This is a genomic window from Streptomyces sp. NBC_00984, assembly GCF_045162475.1.
Classification (GTDB): Bacteria; Actinomycetota; Actinomycetes; order Streptomycetales; family Streptomycetaceae; genus Streptomyces.
This window is the reverse complement of sequence record NZ_CP108734.1, coordinates 1,917,418-1,933,458: the sequence shown is the minus strand read 5'-3', so window position 1 is coordinate 1,933,458 and position 16,041 is coordinate 1,917,418. Positions and strand designations below refer to the sequence as shown.

The window sequence follows — 16,041 nt, the reverse complement described above, 5'->3', positions numbered from 1 at the left end:
TGTGATCCGTCCGGTCGAGCGGCTGTGACATGTGATCCGTCCAAGCGAGCGGCTGTGACATGTGATGCGTCTCAGCGAAGGTAGACGCGTTCCGGGTCCACGTCCTCGCGCAGCAGCCGGAGTTCGGCCTCCGTCGGCGGCGGTACGGTCCCGACCGTGCCGGCCGCCTTCAGGTCCCAGCCGGTTGCCGCCCGTACCTGTTCGACGGTGACGCCGGGGTGGACGGCGACCAGCCTCAGCTCCTCGCCGACGCCCGTGCGCGCCAGGATGCCCAGTTCGGTGATGACCCGGGTGACACCGGCGCCCAGGGGCCGGATGCCCTCGGCCAGTGCCCGGTCGGGGCCGGGGGTGGTGCAGAAGTCGAGGGTCCCGGTGAAGGAACGCGGATTGTGGCGGCGCATCACGACGAAGACCTCACGGGAGTTGGCCATCACCTCGATGCCACCGCCGGAACCGGGCAGCCGGACCGCGGGGCTGTCCCAGTCACCGATCACGGACGTGTTGAGATTGCCCCACCGGTCGATCTGCGCGGCGCCCAGGAACCCCACGTCGATATGGCCGCCCTGCAGGACACAGCCGAAGAGCGCGGGCATCGACAGCACCGCCTCGGCACCGGTGATCAGGACCGCGTCGGCGATGGTCTCCGGCAGGTGCGAGGGGTGCGCGCCGCACACCCCGGACTCGTACACGACCTCGATCTCCGGGGCGACCGTCAGATGCGCCAGCTCGGTGGCGAGCGTCGGCAGGCCGATGCCGGCGAACACGGTGCGGTGCGCGGCCAGTTCACGGGAGGCGACGACGGAGAGCAGCTCCGACGAGGTGATGCTGTCCGGTGCGGTGGTGGTGATGGTCATGGCGCGTTCCTTATCGTGTCCCGATTCCGTCGCCCGTCCTGCCTGTCCGCTCACAGCCGCCGCCCGTAGTTCACCGGCAGGCTCAGCGCCTCGCCGACCGCCAGGCCCGCCCAGTACTCCTCGCCGAGCTTGTCGACGTACTCCGCGTGGTCGGCCGTCCCGAGCACCCATTCGGCCAGCCACTCCTGGAGCCGCTGCGGATCCTTGCTGATGTGCGACCAGGCGCGGTAGAAGGCGTTGTCCCGGTCGTAGTACCCCTGCGCGAAGGAGGGGTGCGCGCCGCGCGGACAGACGACGACCGCGTCGACCGCGTGGGCGGGGACGAGCGTACGGTTCGGGTCCGAGCGGATCACCTCGTCGTCGACGATCTCCTCCACGACGACGACCGCCTTGTCCGCCGCGTACACCGCCTCGGCCTGGATGCCGGTCAGGCCCCAGATCTGGGTGTTGCCGCCGCGGTCGGCACGCTGGGCGTGGATGATCGTCACATCCGGGTTGACGGGCGGTACGACATAGATCTGCTCGGGTTCGCCGTCCGGGCCGAGGTAGGGCGAAGTGACCTTGCGCAGACCGCTGTTGACGGACGGCAGATCGCTGCCGCCGTAGCTGCGCAGCGGATGGAACGGCAGCCGCTGGGCGCCGGCCAGGTAGCGGCAGATCATTCCGTAGTGGCTGTACTCCTCGAAGGCGAGCGGCGCCGGTTCGCCGGTCTCGATGCGGCGGCGCAGTTCGCCGAGCGACCCGGCGGAGGAGTTGCCGACGAAGGAGGAGACCAGCCGCGAGACACAGCCCGCGGCGATCATCTGGTCCACCACGATGTCCGCGGTCATCCGGACCACGGTGAGGTCGCGGCGGCCCTGGCGGATGATCTCGTGGCCCGCGGCGGTCGGGACGAGATGGGTGAAGCCTTCGAGACAGACGGTGCCGCCGTCGTGGACGAAGGCGGTGATCGCCGCCTTCATCGACATCGTCTTGTCTTTCCGGTCCGTCGTGGCCACGGTGCTCCTCCGGCTCTGCTGGCGCGTCCTGGGTATGCACGTCGCCCCACCGTGTCAGCGGCTATTGATTGCTGTCCAATACCAAATTAAGGTCGTATCGAGACGTCTGATTAATGAATCGGATCAGTCGGTCACCGGTCACCGAACATCGACTGGTGACCGACGACGGCCGGCGGCCAGTAGCCGAAGGAGCGTGCATGGAGTTGCGTCATCTGTCCGCGTTCGTCGCCGTGGCCGAGGAGCTGCACTTCGGGCGGGCCGCGAAACGGCTGCAGATGGCCCAGCCGCCGCTGAGCCAGCAGATCCGCCGGCTGGAGAAGGAGCTGGGTGTCCAGCTCTTCGAACGCAACACCCGGTCGGTGCGGCTCACCAGCGCGGGGGAGTCCTTCCTCCAGCCGGTACGGACCGTGCTCGACGACCTCGACACCGCGGTGCGCGCCGCGAAGGCGGCGGGCCGCGGCGAGTACGGGCGGGTCACCATCGGCTTCGCGGGCGCCTCCAGCCACGAGACGCTGCCGCTCCTCACCCGGGCCGTGCGCGCCGCCCACCCCGCCCTCGAACTGGTCATGAAGGGGCAGACCTACGCCAACGTCGCCCTCGACCGGGTCGCCGACGGCTCGCTCGACCTGGGCTTCGTCCGGCTGCCGGTGACCCAGCCGGGGGTGGCGTACCGGGTGATCGACGAGGAGGAGCTGGTGTGCGCGCTGCCCTTCGACCACCCGCTCGCCCGGCTGGAGAGCGTCCCCATCGGCCTCCTGGCCGAGGAGCCCTTCGTCTCCTTTCCCGCCAACACCGGCTCCACCGTGCGCGACGCGATGGTCGGGGCCTGCGAGGCCGCCGGGTTCAACCCCCGGGTGGTCCAGGAGGCGCCCGACTCGTACACCATCCTGGCGCTGGTCGCCGCAGGTGTCGGCGTCACGCTCACCGTCACCTCCGTCGAGCACATCCAGCAGAACGGCCTCGTCTACCGGCCCCTGGCCGGCCCGCCGATCCGGCTCCAGGCCGCGCTGGCCTGGCGCGCCGACACCCCCTCCGCCGCGCTGCGGGCGGTACTGGCGGTGGCGGAGGAGGCCCTGCCCACGCCGTCGGGCCCGGCCGCGGACCGAACCGCCGCAAGCCCGCATTGAGACGCACCACGTCTTGAACCAGGGCGAACTGGATATTGGACCGACTCAGTCGCCGGGTGCAAGGGTCGGCGGCACGCGCCACTCGCCTCCGAAAGGTCACGCCGTGCCCGATCAGCAGCTCGATGTCGTCATCTGTGAACCACTGCGCACCCCCATCGGCCGTTTCGGCGGAGTGTTCGCACAGCAGACGCCGGCCGCACTCGCCGCACGCGTCATCGCCGAGGTCATGGCCCGTACCGGAATCGACCCCGCCGACGTCGACGAGGTCATCCTCGGGCACTCCTACCCCTCCGCCGAGGCCCCCGCCATCGGCCGGGTCGCCGCTCTCGACGCCGGACTGCCCGAGACCGTCACCGGCTCCCAGGTCGACCGCCGCTGCGGATCGGGCCTCCAGGCCGTGCTCGACGCGGCGATGCAGATCCGGGCCGGGTTCAGCGAGGTCGTCGTCGCGGGCGGCGTCGACGTGATGAGCGCCGCCCCGTACTACACGCACGACGGCCGCTGGGGCATCAAGGGCCCCGGCCTCCAGCTCCACGACTCGCTGGCCCGGGGCAGGGTCACCGCGGGCGGCGTCAACCATCCCGTGCCGGGCGGCATGATCGAGACCGCCGAGAACCTCCGGCGCGCCTACGGCATCAGCCGTGCCGACCAGGACGCCCTCGCCCTGCGCTCGCAGCAGCGCGCCGGCCGGGCAGCGGCGGAGGGCCGGTACGACGCGGAGACCGTCCCGGTCACCGTACACACCCGCAAGGGCGAGACCGTCGTCACCGCCGACGAGCACCCCCGCCCCGACACCACCGCCGAACAACTCGCCGCGCTGCGCCCGATCATGGCGAAGTCCGACCCGGAGGCGACCGTCACCGCGGGCAACGCCAGCGGCCAGAACGACGCGGCCGCCGCCTGCCTGGTCACCAGCGCCGCCACCGCCGAACGACTCGGCCTCACCCCGCTGGTCCGGCTGGTCTCCTTCGCCCGTGCCGGGGTGCCCGCCGCGACGATGGGCATCGGCCCCGTCCCGGCGACCCGGGCCGCCCTCGACCGCGCCGGACTCACCCTCGCCGACCTCGACCTGATCGAGCTCAACGAGGCCTTCGCCGCCCAGGTGCTCGCCTGCACCCGCGAGTTGGGCCTCGGCGAGAAGGACCACGAGCAGCGCGTCAACGTCAACGGTTCCGGCGTCTCCCTCGGCCACCCGGTCGGCGCCACCGGCGCCCGTATCCTCGCCACGCTGACCCGTGAGCTGCACCGCCGCGAGGCCCGGTACGGGCTGGAGGCCATGTGCATCGGCGGCGGACAGGGTCTCGCCGCGGTCTTCGAGCGGATCGCGGCCTGAGAGCCTGTCGGGTGACCTTCGATCGGAGAGCGGACGCGGCATGGTGCGTGCGATTCCAAGACGCCGGGATGGCCTCGGATGGGGCCTCCCCTGCTCGAACGAAGTTGAGAGTTCGGGGAAGGAACTACTAGGGCGTTTCGGCAACGCCGGAAGCGTGCGTGTCAGGGCGTGGCCGCCCGGTCAGAGGTCACCCGACAGGCTCTGAGGTTCGGCCGACAGGTGCAGACCCCTGCCCCACGAGAAGAGAGACGAGAGGCCGGCCGCCATGCCGCTGACCGTGAACGGCATCCCGGAGATCCTCGCGCTGAGCGGGCGCGACCTCGGACACTCCGACCGGAAGGAGAGCACCCAGGAACTCATCGACGCGTACGCGCACGTCTCCGGGGACCACCAGCGGATCCACACCGATGTCGAACGCGCCGCGTCCGGCCCGTACGGACGGACCATCGCGCACGGGTACACGGTGCTCGGCTGGGGCATCCCGATGTTTGCCGAGCTGCTCCGGGTCGAGGGCGTGGGCCGCGCCTTCAACTACGGCGTCAATCGGGTCCGTTACCCGGCGCCCGTGCCGGTCGGCAGCCGGGTGCGGCTGCATGCCGCCGTCGCCGGGGTGAAGGGGCCCGCCCCGCGCCCGCGCTCCCGTCGGGTCAGCCGGCGGCCTTCGTGCGCGAGGCCCCGCCGCGCTCCGTCGCCGGCGGCACCGCGAGATGGTCCGGCTCGGCATCGGGATCGGTCAGCCGGTTCAGCCGGGCCGGTACGTCGAACCCGACCAGCAGCACCACGATCACCGTGCCCGCGAAGGTCAGCACGGCCAGTGCCTGCCCCAGATCCATCCCGGACGCCAGATGCGCCCCCAGGACCGGAGCAACCGCACCGCCCAGCGCCCCCACGTTGTACGTGAAGCCGAGCGCCGCGCCCCTGCTCGCCGTCGGGAAGTGCCCGCCGATGTATCGGGGCAGCAGCCCGGAGATGCCGAAGCTGGTCGCCTGCAGCAGGAAGAGCAGGATGCCGAGCAGCAGCAGATTGTCGTGCACGGCGAAGACCGGATAGACGAAGGCCAGCGAGGCGAGCAGCGTCAGCGCGTACGCCTTCTTCGCACCGATCCGGTCACCGAGGAAGCCCGCGGTCCAGCAGCCGACCATGGTCCCGAAGCCCGCGAAGTACAGGACGTCGGTGACCTGGTCGGTGGAGTAGCCGAGTTCGGTCTTCAGATACGTGGGCAGCAGCGCCTGGATCGGCCACGAGTACAGGAACGCGAAGAACAGCGTCACGATCATCGACAGATACAGCACCCAGCTACGCCTCCCGCCCATCTGCACGGCGAACGCGGCGAGGGCCAGTCCGGCGACCACCGAGAGCACCGGAACCATTCCGGCGCCGCCCGGGGTGAAGACCAGGAAGAGCGAGACGGTGGCGACGACGACCAGGACCGTATTGACGATTGCCCGGCCCCGGGTCACGAACAGCGGCCGGAACGGATTGGGCTTGGCGCCCTTGTCCGCGACGTTCTCCGTCCACTCCTCGGCCTCGGGCAGCGCCCGCCGCATCCACAGCGCGATGGCGATCGGTATCAGACCGAGGTAGAACATCCACCGCCAGCCGAGCGAGGGCACCACCCAGTTGTAGACCTGCGCGGCGAGCACCGAGCCGACCGAGAAACCGGAGATCAGGAAGCCGCTGGCCCGGCTGCGGAGCCTCGCGGGCCAGCTCTCCATGACGTACGTGGCGCTGGCGCTGTACTCCCCGGCCATGCCCATGCCGATGGCGAGCCGGGCGGCGAACAGGCTCTGGTAGTTCCAGGCGAATCCGCAGGCGAAGGTGCCGAGCGAGTACAGCAGGATGCTCAGGACCATGGAGAGCTTGCGCCCGTACCGGTCGCCGATGGCGCCGAGCACCGCGCCGCCCAGCCAGCGGGTGATGAACGCACCGGAGATCAGGCTGGCGGCCTGCACCGTGCTCAGCCCGAAGTCGTCACTGATCTCGGTGAGCACGAGAGTGATCAGCACGAAGTCGAAGCCGTCGAGGACGTAGCCGATCCAGGCGGCGAAGAACGACTTCCACTGGGTACCGCTCACTTCTCGATACCAGGGGAGCTCGGCGGGTGATGTGGTCTGCACGGTGACTCCAGGATGCGGGACGGGGCTCGTCGTTGAACCGCCGGCCCGCGTGGTGGGGGACGGTCAGGGCCGGGCGATGCCTGCGACGAAGCGGGCGGTCAGGGCGGTGGGTGCGGTGATGGCGGTGCCGACGACGACGCTGTGGGCGCCGCGTGCCAGGGCGTCGGCGGCCTCTGCGGGGGTGTTGATACGGCCTTCGGCGACCACCGGGACGTCGATCGCGGCGGCGAGCGCGGAGACCAGGGCGAGATCGGGGCCGGTCTGCTCCGGCGTGCCCGGCACATAGCCGGAGAGGGTGGTGGAGACGAAGTCCGCGCCCTGCCCGGCCGCCGCGATGCCTTCGGCGAGCGTGGAGACGTCGGCCATCACCAGGGCGCCCGCCCCGTGCACCGCCGCGATCAGCTCGGCGAAGGTGGAGCCGTCGGGGCGCGGCCGGTCGGTGGCGTCGGCGGCGACCACATCGGCACCGGCCTCCACGATCGCCAGGGCGTGCCGGACGGTCGGGGTGATGTAGACGCCGACGTCTCCGTCCTTCCACAGGCCGATGACCGGCAGGTCCACGGCCGCGACGATCGCGGCGACGACCTCCGGCTCATTGGCGCGGATCGCGGCGCCGCCACCGGCCACGGCCGACCGGGCGAGCCGGACCAGGGTGCCGGTCTCCCGCATCGGATCGCCGGGGGGCGCCTGGCAGGACACGATCAGCTTGCCCTGGAGGGTGGTGGCCAGTTCCTGAGCGGTCATCGAAGGACTCCCGGGTGGTGGAGGGGAAGTGTGGTGGTCAGGGCGGCGGCGCCGAGCACCGCCGCGTCGGCGCCGAACAGAGGCGCCCGGGGCACGAGTCCGCGCAGCGGCGGCATCAGTTCCGCGGTGAAGGCGGCGGCCAGGGCGTCCCCGTACAGCGGGCCGATCCGCGGCACACCGCCGCCGACGACGACCCGGTCGGGCCCCAGGGCGTTGGCGAGCCCGCCGAGCACCTGGCCGGTGGCGGCCGCGCCGGTGGTGATGGCGCGGACGGCCGACGCGTCGCCCTGCCCGGCCCGCGCGGCCACGGTTTCGAGCCGGTCCACGGGGGCGCCGGTCAGCCGGGCGTAGTGGGCGGCGATGCCGGGGCCGGAGGCGATGACCTCCAGGTGTCCGGCGGCGCCGCAGGTGCAGGGCAGTCCGGCGGCCTCCGGGCTGGGCAGATGGCCGAGATGCCCGGCGAGACCGGCCGCGCCGTGCAGCATCCGCCCGTCGACGGCTATGGCGCCGCCCACGCCCGTACCGACCGCCACGAACAGCAGCGACCCCTGGTCCGCCCGGTCCGGTCCGCCGTCCGCCGTCAGCGCCGCGAGTTCCGGACCCGCCGTGGCGCGTACGTCGTTGTCGCAGGCCACCGGATATCCGGTGCGGTCCGCGAGGCCGGCGCCCAGGGCGGTGCCTGCCCAGCCGCGGATGGAGTCGGTGGCGCTGGTGACCATGCCGGTACGGGGATCGACGACCCCGGCCGCCGCGATGCCGAGCGCCGTGGCCAGCCGCCCCGGATCGACGGCCGCGGCCGCCCCGGCGAGAGCGTCCAGCACGGCCGCCGCGCCGTCCCGGGCCGGGGTGGGCCGGGTGTGCCGGGACAGGATCGCGCCGTCGGGTCCGAGGAGTGCGGCGGCGATCTTCGTACCGCCGAGGTCGAGCCCGATCACCGCGGCACCTGTACTGTCGGCGGACGGCCGGGAGCGGTCGTTCATCGGACCGGCGGCAGGCCGGCGGCGCGCAGGCGCTGGGAGACCAGGGCGACGGACTCGGCGCTCAGCTGGATCTGCGGGAAGGCGGTGTCGCCGCAGGCGATGACGCCGAGCAGCTGGAGCGCCGCCTTGAAGGAGCCGAGCGCCGAGGAGCTGCGGCCCATGTCCGTCTCCGGACCGGCGTCGACCATGGCGAACAGCTCGACGAGCCGCTCCTGCTCCTTCGCGGCCAGCTCCCACTTCCCGGCCCGCGCGGCGTCGTAGAGCCGTACATAACCGGCCGGGTCGACATTGCCGATACCCGGCACGACACCGTCGGCTCCGGCCAACAGGGCCGCGTCCGCGGTGAGTTCGGAGCCGGTGAGGATGCTGAAGCGCGGCGCCGGCCCGTCCGTGCGGCCCTCGCGGCCACCCAGCTCGACGATCAGTCGGCGCAGTCCGCCCTCGTCGCCGCTGCTGTCCTTGAGGCCGGCCAGCGTGCCGTCCTCGGCGAGCTCGCGCACCAGCGCGGGGGAGAGCTTGCTGTGCACGGCGACCGGGATGTCGTACGCGAACAGCGGCAGGTCGACCGCCGCGCGCAGCCGCCGGAAGTGCTGGGCGATCTCCTTGCCGTGGGTGCGGGTGTAGAACGGTGCGGTCGCCACCAGGGCGTCCGCACCCAGTTCGGCGGCGGACCTGGCGTGCTCGACGACACGAGCGGTGGTGGTGTCGATGACACCGGCGAGGACCGGGACCCGGCCGTCGGCCGTATTGACCACGGTCTCCAGTGCCGTGGCGCGCTGCTCGTCGGTGAGGTACGCGACCTCGCTGGTGGAGCCGAGCGCGAACAGCCCGTGCACACCACCGCCGATGAGGTGCTCGACGAGCCGGGCGAGGGACGCGGTGTCGACCTCCCCCCGGGGGTCGAGCGGGGTGCAGACCGGCGGGACGACGCCGTGCAGCGGTGAGGTCAGGGACATGGTGAGGGCACCAGCTCGGTCGATGCGCCGATCCGTGGCCCGAGGCAGCTGCACGGATCGAGACGTGAGACGTAAGATGTCCTATGTCTGGCTCACCTTAAACAGATGCTCCTGTGACCGGTCAAGGGGCAATCGCACCTCGGGAGGATGTTGTGGCGCGCCCCACCATGGCTCAGGACATAGAGCGCCGGCTCAAGGAGCTGATCCTGGAACGCAGACTCGGCCCCGGTGACGCGCTGCCCACCGAGGCGGAGCTGATGGAGCTCTTCGGGGCCGGCCGGGTATCGGTGCGCGAAGCCCTCAAGGCGCTCCAGGCCGTCAACGTCGTGGAGATCCGCCGCGGCTACGGCACCTTCGTCGGCTCGCTCTCCCTGTCACCCTTCGCCGAAGGGCTCGCCTTCCGTGCCGCCGTCCGTCACCGGCAGGGGGAGCCGGGCCTCTTCGAGCTGATGAAGGTGCGGGAGGCGCTGGAGGCCGGCCTGGTCGGCGCCGTCACGGCCGGCATCCCCGACGAGGACCTCGACGTGCTGCGTGGCCTCGTCGCGAAGATGGACGCCGAGGCCAGCGACGGCGGCCGGGTGGCGCGCGGCACCGACCGCGCCTTCCACCTCGCGCTCTACGCCTCGCTCGACAACCACCTGCTCAGCGAGGTGCTCGACGCGTTCTGGGCGGCCATGGACCGGGTGCGCGAAGATCTCGACGACGGCCATCAGGACCCCATGGCCACCTGCGCCCAGCACCGCGAGATCGTCGAGGCGGTCGCGGCGGCCGACGGCGAACGCGCGGTGCGCGCCATGCGCACCCACTTCGACGGCATCCGCACCCGCCTCGCACCGTCGCCGGTCCCGCAGCCGGGGTGACGGACGCCTTCCGGCGGCGGGGGCGAGGGGCCGCCCGGTCCCTCACCGCCCCGGCGTCGCCCCGGTGATCGCGGTGACGGCCATCCGGGCCGCCGGGTCCGTCACCGCCCTGTTGCGGGCGAGGCCCGTGGCCCTGGCGACCGGGGTGAAGGTCACGGCCTCGGCGTCACCTCCGGACCCGGCCGGATGACGGCCCTCGTCGGCCCGTCGGGCTCCGGCAAGTCCACGCTGCTCGCCGTCGCGGGAGCACTGCTGCGGCCCACCGAGGGACAGGTCCTGCTGGACGGCGAGGACCTTGCCCGACTCTCCGACGCCGGACTCTCCGACGCCGGACTCTCCGACGCCGGACTCTCCGATGCCCGACTCTCCGACTCTTCGACGCCCGGCGCGCCGAGGCGCGCCGCGAACGGATCGGCTACATGTTCCAGAGCGGCAATCCGCTCTCCGGACTGGCCGCCGTCGACCAGCTGCTCGCCGCGGTGTACATCGGTGGCCGACGCCCCCGCGCGCACCGCTCCCGCGCCGAGGAGGCCCTGACCCGGGTGGGCCTCGGCCATCGCCTGCGCCACCGCCCCGAACAGCTCTCCGGCGGCGAACGCCAGCGCGTCGCCCTGGTCCGTGCGCTCTTCCTCTCCCCGAAACTGCTGCTCATCGACGAATCGACGGCGGCCGTCGACCGGTCCCAGGCCGCCGAACCGGCCGCGCTCCTCGCCGAACGCACCCGCCAGGACGACTGCGTCACGGTCGTGGCCACGCACGACCCGGCCGTGGCGGAGGCCGCCGACCGGGTCGTGGACATGGCCGCGCTGACCGTCGACGCGGCTCCGACCGCACGGCCCGGCCGCTGACCCCGCCCCGCGACCGCGACCGCGACCGGGACCGGGACCTGGACCTGGACCGGCCCGGGTCCAGATCCGTCATTGCCGCTGGACGCTGCCGTACAGATAACTGTCGGCGCCGTTCAACGCGGCGCGGCTGAGCGCGTCCACCTCGGCCGGCCCCATCGTCGGCCAGTCGGGCGTGTTCTCGACGAGTTCCCGCCCCAGCCTGCGGCCGAGTCCGACCAGGCGGGCCCCCTCGGCTGAACGCTCCTCCGCGTACCGGTGCAGGGCCTCCGCCGCCGAGGAGGACGCGCGCAGTGACCGTTCCAGGCACAACGCGTCCTGGAGCGCCTTGACCGCCCCGCTCGCGGTGTGCGGCCGGGTCACGCTCGCCGCGTCGCCGGCCAGCAGGAAGGGGGGTTCCGCCGCCCGGGGCACGACGAAGTCGGCGACCGGGTGGAGCGCCTGGGAGGTGTGCTCGCCCCGGGCGACGATGTCGGCCCACTCCGCGGGGAAGTGTTCCCCGGCGATGTGCCGCACGTACGCGGCGGAGACCGGGGCACCGGCCCCCGGTGCCGGCATCGACGCCGGGGGAGGCGCGTAGATGGCGTACGCCAGCAGCCGCGATCCCGGTTCCGTTCCCGGGATCAGGTAGAAGACACCGTGTCCGCCGGGGAAACCCAGGGTGACCCAGGCGCTCTCCAGCAGTGCCAGCTGCTCCGGATGGTCGCGGAGCGCGCTCGCCGGGATCGTGCCACGCCAGACCAGATATCCGGCGGGAACCGGCCGCACCTCGGGTGCGATCAGTTCGCGGGTGACGGACCGGTGCCCGTCCGCCCCGACGACGATGTCGTACTCCCGCTCGCCGTCCGCGGTACGGATCAGGGCGCCGCCGGAGGCGGTACGGACGACGGAGCCGACGGGCCGCCCGCGGTGGTAGGTGCTGTCCCCGATGTTCGAACGCAACGCCCGCCACAGCAGACCCCAGTTGCACGCCGCGACCGGGGCCTGCTGCCGTGCCAGCTCACGTGCCGTCCGACGCCCCGGCGCCCGTGCGAGCCAGACCCGGGCGGCGACCGGTGTCGTCGGCATGTCCGCGCCCAGATACCCGCTCGCGACCAGCTCCTGATGGAGCGGCGGAGGGATGACGATGCCGAATCCCCGGTCCTGCAACGCGCCGTCGCTGCGCTCGTGGACGGTGACGTCCGCCCCGGCCCGCGCCCCCGCGATCGCCATCGCGCAGCCGGCGATGCTGCCGCCCACCACCCCGATGCGTAAACCTGTCACTGCCACCGTGCTACCGCCTGTTCCGACGCTCCGGGAGGTGCTGGACGCCCACATCGTCGCACCCGTGCGAGGGCAGGTGCGGGACGGGAACGCGCGGCGCCTTCCGGGGGCCGGACCCTAAGGAGTCACGGTCGCCGTCGCGCTGCCGGACGCCTGCTTGCCGCTCGCCCGGTACGTGGCGGTGAGCGTGACACTGCCCGAGGCGCCCGCCGCGACGGTCACCGGGACCTTCACATTCGCTCCCTGGCCGGGGTTGAGCGCCGGGACGACGACCTGGCTCGTCGTCCATCCGCCGGGCACGGTGAGATCGACGGTGCCCCGGTCACGGCGCACGTCCATCCGGTTGACCACCCGCACTGTCACCTCGGTGCCGGTACCGGCCCTGAGCGCCGCCGGCGGGGTGATCGTGATGTCGGCGCAGGTGCCGCCGAGCCACTTCAGGTCGAAGGACGCGTAGGTGATGTGCTGGTAGTCGGCCCGTTCGTAGAGCAGCCCGAGGCGGCCGTCGGGCAGCCGGGTCAGCGTCGAGTAGGCCGCGGCGCCGGGGTCGACGACCTTCCGGATCGGCCAGGTCCTCCCGTTGTCGCAGGACATCTTCACTGTGAGGTTGCGCCGTGCCGAGGCGTCCTCCGTGTTGCTGAACAGCAGCCACGAGGACTGCGGGTCGGACGGTGCGGCATCGGGGGCGTACCGCATCACCGAGGCGTTGTTCGCCGGGTCGGTGAGCTGCGTGTCCTCCTCGAACGGGGTGTAGTTGACCCCTCCGTCGGTGGAGTACGCGATCGTCCGGTACGGCTTCGAACGGTTGTTGAGCATGACCCTGCCGTCGGACAGCTCGACGGTCTTGTTCTCGTCGCCGCCGGGACCGACCGGATTGCCCATCTTCCAGGTCTCGCCGTGGTCGTCGCTGTAGGCGCTCGCCGCGTAGTTGGCACCGTTGATGCGGACCGCGTACTGCTGGATCAGCCGGCCCTTGTACGGGCCCCGGCGCAGCTGGATGCCCTCGCCGGAGGCCGCGAACATGCCCGCCCAGGCGGGGTTCTTGATCTGCTTGGTGATACGGCGATGGGTCCAGGTCACCCCGTCGTCGTCGGAGTAGCTGTAGTCGGCCTGGAGGACGTTCGGGTCGGTCTCGTCATTGCCGGTGCCCGAGCCGAAGAAGCCCTGGTTCACCGAGGCCGCGTAGAACAGGAAGATCCGGCCGGTGGTGCGGTCCACGAGCAGACTCGGGTCGCCGTAGCCCTTGGGCGCGGCGTCCTGGCGGACCACCTGCTGCGGCTGCCATGTCACACCTTTGTCGGTGCTGCGGCGCAGCACGATGGAGATGTTGCTCGGCAGGTCGCCGAGGGTGGGGCGGGCGTCGTAGGCCGCGAGCACCGTGCCCTTGACGGAGGTGGTGAGTGCCGGGATGCGGTAGTGGGGCGAGCCCACCCCGTCGACGGTCAGGTCCTGCGAGGTCAGCTGACCGGGGGCGGGGGAGGCGGCGTCGGCGGTGCCGGTCGCGGTGACCACCAGCATGGCGGCGCCGAGCAGGGCGACGGAGACTTTTCGCTGCATGGACGATCTCTCTTCTCGGAAGGGGTGGTGCTTCTGGGAAGGCCGGGCCAGGGGGTGGGAGCGGGTGCCGAGCCCCGCGCGCCGCTACGGGATGCGCAGCGAGCAGACCCGGCTGTCGATGTCGAAGACCCGCAAGTCCTTGATCATCTTCAGTGCGAGGCGGTGATGTCCCCGCTCATTGGGATGGAGCCCGTCGTTGAGCAGGGAGAGCGGGACCTGGCCGCCGTTGCCGCTCAGCCAGTCGTTGTGGTGGTCGATGAACACGGCGTTCTGCTCCGCCGCGACCTCGCCCATGACCTGTGCGTACCGTGAAAGTCCCACCCGGCCGGGCCACTTGGCCGGATCGACCGGGTTGGGTGACTGGAGTACCGGAACCGGCGAGCCGGGCAGTGCCCGCACCGAGCGGACGAGCGAGACGAGGTTGGCCCGGTAGGCCTCGGGGCCGAGGCCGGGCGTCGCGATGTCGTTCGTACCGATCATGATCGAGACCACCCGGGGCGAGAAGGCGGTGACCCGCTCCCCGAACATGGCGACGAGTTCGGCGCTGGTGGCGCCGCTCACGCCGGAATCGATCACGAAGTCCCGGTTCTTCGGCTTGCCCAGCTCCCAGCGGACCCGCTCCGTCCAGTGCTCCGGGTAGCTGCGCCGGCCGTTGGTGTGCAGGGCGCCGTGGGTGATGCTGTCACCGGTGACGACCCAGGTGGCGGGAGTGTCGCTGTTCAGGACCGTGGAGATCCTGCCCAGATCGGCGAGGTCGGGGCGGGGGCTCTGCGCGACCAGTTCGGCCTCGTCGAGCACCCGGTCCCAGACCGCGGCCCGCTCGATCGTGCCGGTGCAGAACCACTCGCCGCCGGGGTGGTCGCTGTCGAGATTGCGGCCGAGAGCGAGTGCGCTCAGCCCGGAGACGGCGGCGAAGAAGGAGTGCCGCGCCGTCTCGAAGACCTTGCGTCCGCCGGCGTGCAGCCGGGTGCCGGAGGAGTCGACGGTGACGGCGACGGTATGACGCAACCCGTCGTCATAGCGTGTCCTGGTCATGACATTGATCAGCACCGCACCCTTCTCGCGCACGGAGAACTGAAGGGCGCCGCCGCTCAGGTTCAGCGTGATGTCGGACGAAAGCTCGGTCGGATCGGAGGCGCTGAGCAGGGTCATCGCCTCGTTGTGGCTGGTGGTGCGGAAGGTGACGACGATGGTCCCCGTGGTGAGCGGGGCGAGTGCGCCGACCCGGTTCGACAGGTCGACGTACTCGCTGCCGTCCAGGTCCACGGGGGTGTCGTGGTCCAGGAGCGGGCCGCCGCCCGAAGCGGCGGCGAAGGCGCGGCCGCCGAGCCGGGTGCTCAGGGCCGCCGCGCCGGCGGCAAGAAGCATGGATCGTCTGCGCACGGAAGGTGCCTCCGGTCAGGAGTGGCCGGCCCGCCCCGACGGCGGGCCTGCGAACAGGGAACGCACCCAGGCCAGTTGCTCCCGCTGCTGATGCGCCGCGCCACCCTCGTGCCCGTTGAACTCGTAGACGCGTACGTCCTTGGGGCCCGCGTAGTGGTTGTACGCGGTGAAGCAGGTGGAGGGCGGGCAGATCTCGTCCATCATCGCGATCGAGAACAGCGCGGGAGCGGTGGCGCGGGTGGCGAGCAGTGCGGCATCGAAGTACGACAGGGTGGTGAAGGCCGTCCCGGTGCGGTCGCGGTGGAGCTTGAGGTATTCGGCGATCTCGGTGTAGGGCGGCCGGCCCGAAATCTCCGCGCCGCGCCGGAAGTTGCAGAGGAACGGCACGTCCGGCATCACCCCGGCCAGCCCCGGCACCAGCCCCGACACCGCCAGGGCGATGCCGCCGCCCTGGCTGACCCCGGTCACGACGATCCGGTCCGGATCGACCGCGGGGTGCTCGCGCATCGCCTCGACACAGCGCACCGCGTCGGTGAACACCCGCCGGTAGTAGTACGTTTCGGGGCTTTCGATGCCGCGGGTGAGGAAGCCGGGTACGGTGCCGGCCGCACCGGCGTCCGTATCGGCGGTGGAACCGCTCGCGGCCGACCAGCCCTGACCGCGGGTGTCCATGATCAGGTGTGCGTGACCGGCGGAAGCCCAGAGCGGATTCTCGTGCGCCAGGCCGCGCCCACGTCCGTAACCGAGGAACTCGACCACGCAGCCGAGGGGTTCGGTGGCCCCGGCCGGCAGATGCAGCCAGCCGTGGACCGGACGTCCGGCGAAGCCGGGCAATGTCACATCGTACGTACGGACCTGGGTGAGCCCGGTGTCCACGGGCGCGAACACCGGCTTCGGCACCGGACCGCCGGCGGCGGACGCCTCGCTCAGGGTGCTCGACCAGAAGGCGTCGAAGCCGTCCGGAACCGGCAACTCGGGCCGGTATTCGCGGCAGTCCGCGAGCGAGAGGTCCGTCAACGGCATG

At 71.9% G+C, this 16,041-nt stretch carries 13 protein-coding genes and 2 pseudogenes; 5 read left to right on the top strand and 10 right to left on the bottom strand.

Annotated features, from left to right (window positions below):
* Positions 1–71: 71 nt before the first annotated feature.
* Together OG520_RS08365 and OG520_RS08360 are read right to left on the bottom strand one after the other, a co-directional pair.
* Entirely contained in the window at positions 72–854 is a 783-nt protein-coding gene (locus tag OG520_RS08365) for a CoA-transferase subunit beta (protein ID WP_406012754.1), read from the bottom strand.
* 50 nt (positions 855–904) lie between these two features.
* Positions 905–1,822, bottom strand: coding sequence for a CoA transferase subunit A (locus OG520_RS08360; protein WP_406016444.1), 918 nt, complete (start codon positions 1,820–1,822; stop codon positions 905–907).
* 227 nt (positions 1,823–2,049) lie between these two features.
* On the opposite strand from OG520_RS08360, the gene OG520_RS08355 reads away from it, so the two are divergent.
* The 3 genes and pseudogenes from OG520_RS08355 to OG520_RS08345 all read left to right on the top strand — a co-directional run.
* Positions 2,050–2,979, top strand: a complete 930-nt coding sequence (locus tag OG520_RS08355; RefSeq protein WP_406012753.1) for a LysR family transcriptional regulator — start codon at positions 2,050–2,052, stop codon at positions 2,977–2,979.
* A 103-nt stretch (positions 2,980–3,082) separates the two neighbouring features.
* Entirely contained in the window at positions 3,083–4,312 is a 1,230-nt protein-coding gene (locus OG520_RS08350; RefSeq protein WP_406012752.1) for an acetyl-CoA C-acetyltransferase, read from the top strand.
* A gap of 265 nt (positions 4,313–4,577) precedes the next feature.
* Positions 4,578–4,928: pseudogene (locus tag OG520_RS08345) on the top strand (MaoC/PaaZ C-terminal domain-containing protein); the annotation flags it as partial.
* A gap of 31 nt (positions 4,929–4,959) precedes the next feature.
* Here the strand turns inward: OG520_RS08345 and OG520_RS08340 are convergent.
* The 4 genes from OG520_RS08340 to OG520_RS08325 all read right to left on the bottom strand — a co-directional run bounded on the left by OG520_RS08340 (position 4,960) and on the right by OG520_RS08325 (position 9,109).
* On the bottom strand, positions 4,960–6,429 hold the full coding sequence (locus tag OG520_RS08340; RefSeq protein ID WP_406012751.1) for a sialate:H+ symport family MFS transporter: 1,470 nt from the start codon (positions 6,427–6,429) through the stop codon (positions 4,960–4,962).
* Positions 6,430–6,492: 63 nt separating this feature from the next.
* Positions 6,493–7,173: an N-acetylmannosamine-6-phosphate 2-epimerase gene (locus tag OG520_RS08335; RefSeq protein WP_406012750.1), complete on the bottom strand. Its 681-nt coding sequence runs from the start codon at positions 7,171–7,173 to the stop codon at positions 6,493–6,495.
* On the bottom strand, positions 7,170–8,153 hold the full coding sequence (locus OG520_RS08330; protein ID WP_406012749.1) for an ROK family protein: 984 nt from the start codon (positions 8,151–8,153) through the stop codon (positions 7,170–7,172). Before OG520_RS08330 ends, OG520_RS08335 begins: the two co-directional genes overlap by 4 nt.
* Entirely contained in the window at positions 8,150–9,109 is a 960-nt protein-coding gene (locus OG520_RS08325) for a dihydrodipicolinate synthase family protein (protein WP_406012748.1), read from the bottom strand. The genes OG520_RS08330 and OG520_RS08325 overlap by 4 nt, the downstream gene beginning before the upstream one ends.
* A 152-nt stretch (positions 9,110–9,261) precedes the next feature.
* On the opposite strand from OG520_RS08325, the gene OG520_RS08320 reads away from it, so the two are divergent.
* Together OG520_RS08320 and OG520_RS08315 are read left to right on the top strand one after the other, a co-directional pair.
* The gene (locus tag OG520_RS08320; protein ID WP_399329091.1) at positions 9,262–9,969 is read left to right on the top strand and encodes a FadR/GntR family transcriptional regulator; all 708 of its coding nucleotides are present in this window, start codon (positions 9,262–9,264) and stop codon (positions 9,967–9,969) included.
* Positions 9,970–10,155: 186 nt separating this feature from the next.
* A pseudogene (locus OG520_RS08315) lies at positions 10,156–10,817 on the top strand (ABC transporter ATP-binding protein).
* Positions 10,818–10,886: 69 nt separating this feature from the next.
* On the opposite strand, the gene OG520_RS08310 reads toward OG520_RS08315, so the two are convergent.
* The 4 genes from OG520_RS08310 to OG520_RS08295 all read right to left on the bottom strand — a co-directional run bounded on the left by OG520_RS08310 (position 10,887) and on the right by OG520_RS08295 (position 16,040).
* Positions 10,887–12,077 carry an FAD-dependent monooxygenase gene (locus tag OG520_RS08310; RefSeq protein WP_406012747.1) on the bottom strand — a complete coding sequence of 397 codons (1,191 nt, stop codon included), beginning with the start codon at positions 12,075–12,077 and terminating at the stop codon, positions 10,887–10,889.
* A gap of 117 nt (positions 12,078–12,194) precedes the next feature.
* Positions 12,195–13,634 (bottom strand): exo-alpha-sialidase, encoded by a 1,440-nt coding sequence (locus OG520_RS08305; RefSeq protein WP_406012746.1) that lies wholly within the window; start codon positions 13,632–13,634, stop codon positions 12,195–12,197.
* A gap of 84 nt (positions 13,635–13,718) precedes the next feature.
* Positions 13,719–15,017, bottom strand: coding sequence for a GDSL-type esterase/lipase family protein (locus tag OG520_RS08300; protein ID WP_406012745.1), 1,299 nt, complete (start codon positions 15,015–15,017; stop codon positions 13,719–13,721).
* A 15-nt stretch (positions 15,018–15,032) separates the two neighbouring features.
* The gene (locus OG520_RS08295) at positions 15,033–16,040 is read right to left on the bottom strand and encodes an acetylxylan esterase (protein WP_406012744.1); all 1,008 of its coding nucleotides are present in this window, start codon (positions 16,038–16,040) and stop codon (positions 15,033–15,035) included.
* Position 16,041 lies beyond the last annotated feature (1 nt).

What these genes read in the sequence shown, in the direction of transcription:
- OG520_RS08360 (WP_406016444.1), bottom strand. Translation starts at nt 1,822, where the DNA reads ATGTCGATGAAGGCGGCGATCACCGCCTTCGTCCACGACGGCGGCACC.
- OG520_RS08295 (WP_406012744.1), bottom strand. Translation starts at nt 16,040, where the DNA reads ATGCCGTTGACGGACCTCTCGCTCGCGGACTGCCGCGAATACCGGCCC.
- OG520_RS08335 (WP_406012750.1), bottom strand. Translation starts at nt 7,173, where the DNA reads ATGACCGCTCAGGAACTGGCCACCACCCTCCAGGGCAAGCTGATCGTG.
- OG520_RS08325 (WP_406012748.1), bottom strand. Translation starts at nt 9,109, where the DNA reads ATGTCCCTGACCTCACCGCTGCACGGCGTCGTCCCGCCGGTCTGCACC.
- OG520_RS08365 (WP_406012754.1), bottom strand. Translation starts at nt 854, where the DNA reads ATGACCATCACCACCACCGCACCGGACAGCATCACCTCGTCGGAGCTG.
- OG520_RS08305 (WP_406012746.1), bottom strand. Translation starts at nt 13,634, where the DNA reads ATGCAGCGAAAAGTCTCCGTCGCCCTGCTCGGCGCCGCCATGCTGGTG.
- OG520_RS08355 (WP_406012753.1), top strand. Translation starts at nt 2,050, where the DNA reads ATGGAGTTGCGTCATCTGTCCGCGTTCGTCGCCGTGGCCGAGGAGCTG.
- OG520_RS08330 (WP_406012749.1), bottom strand. Translation starts at nt 8,153, where the DNA reads ATGAACGACCGCTCCCGGCCGTCCGCCGACAGTACAGGTGCCGCGGTG.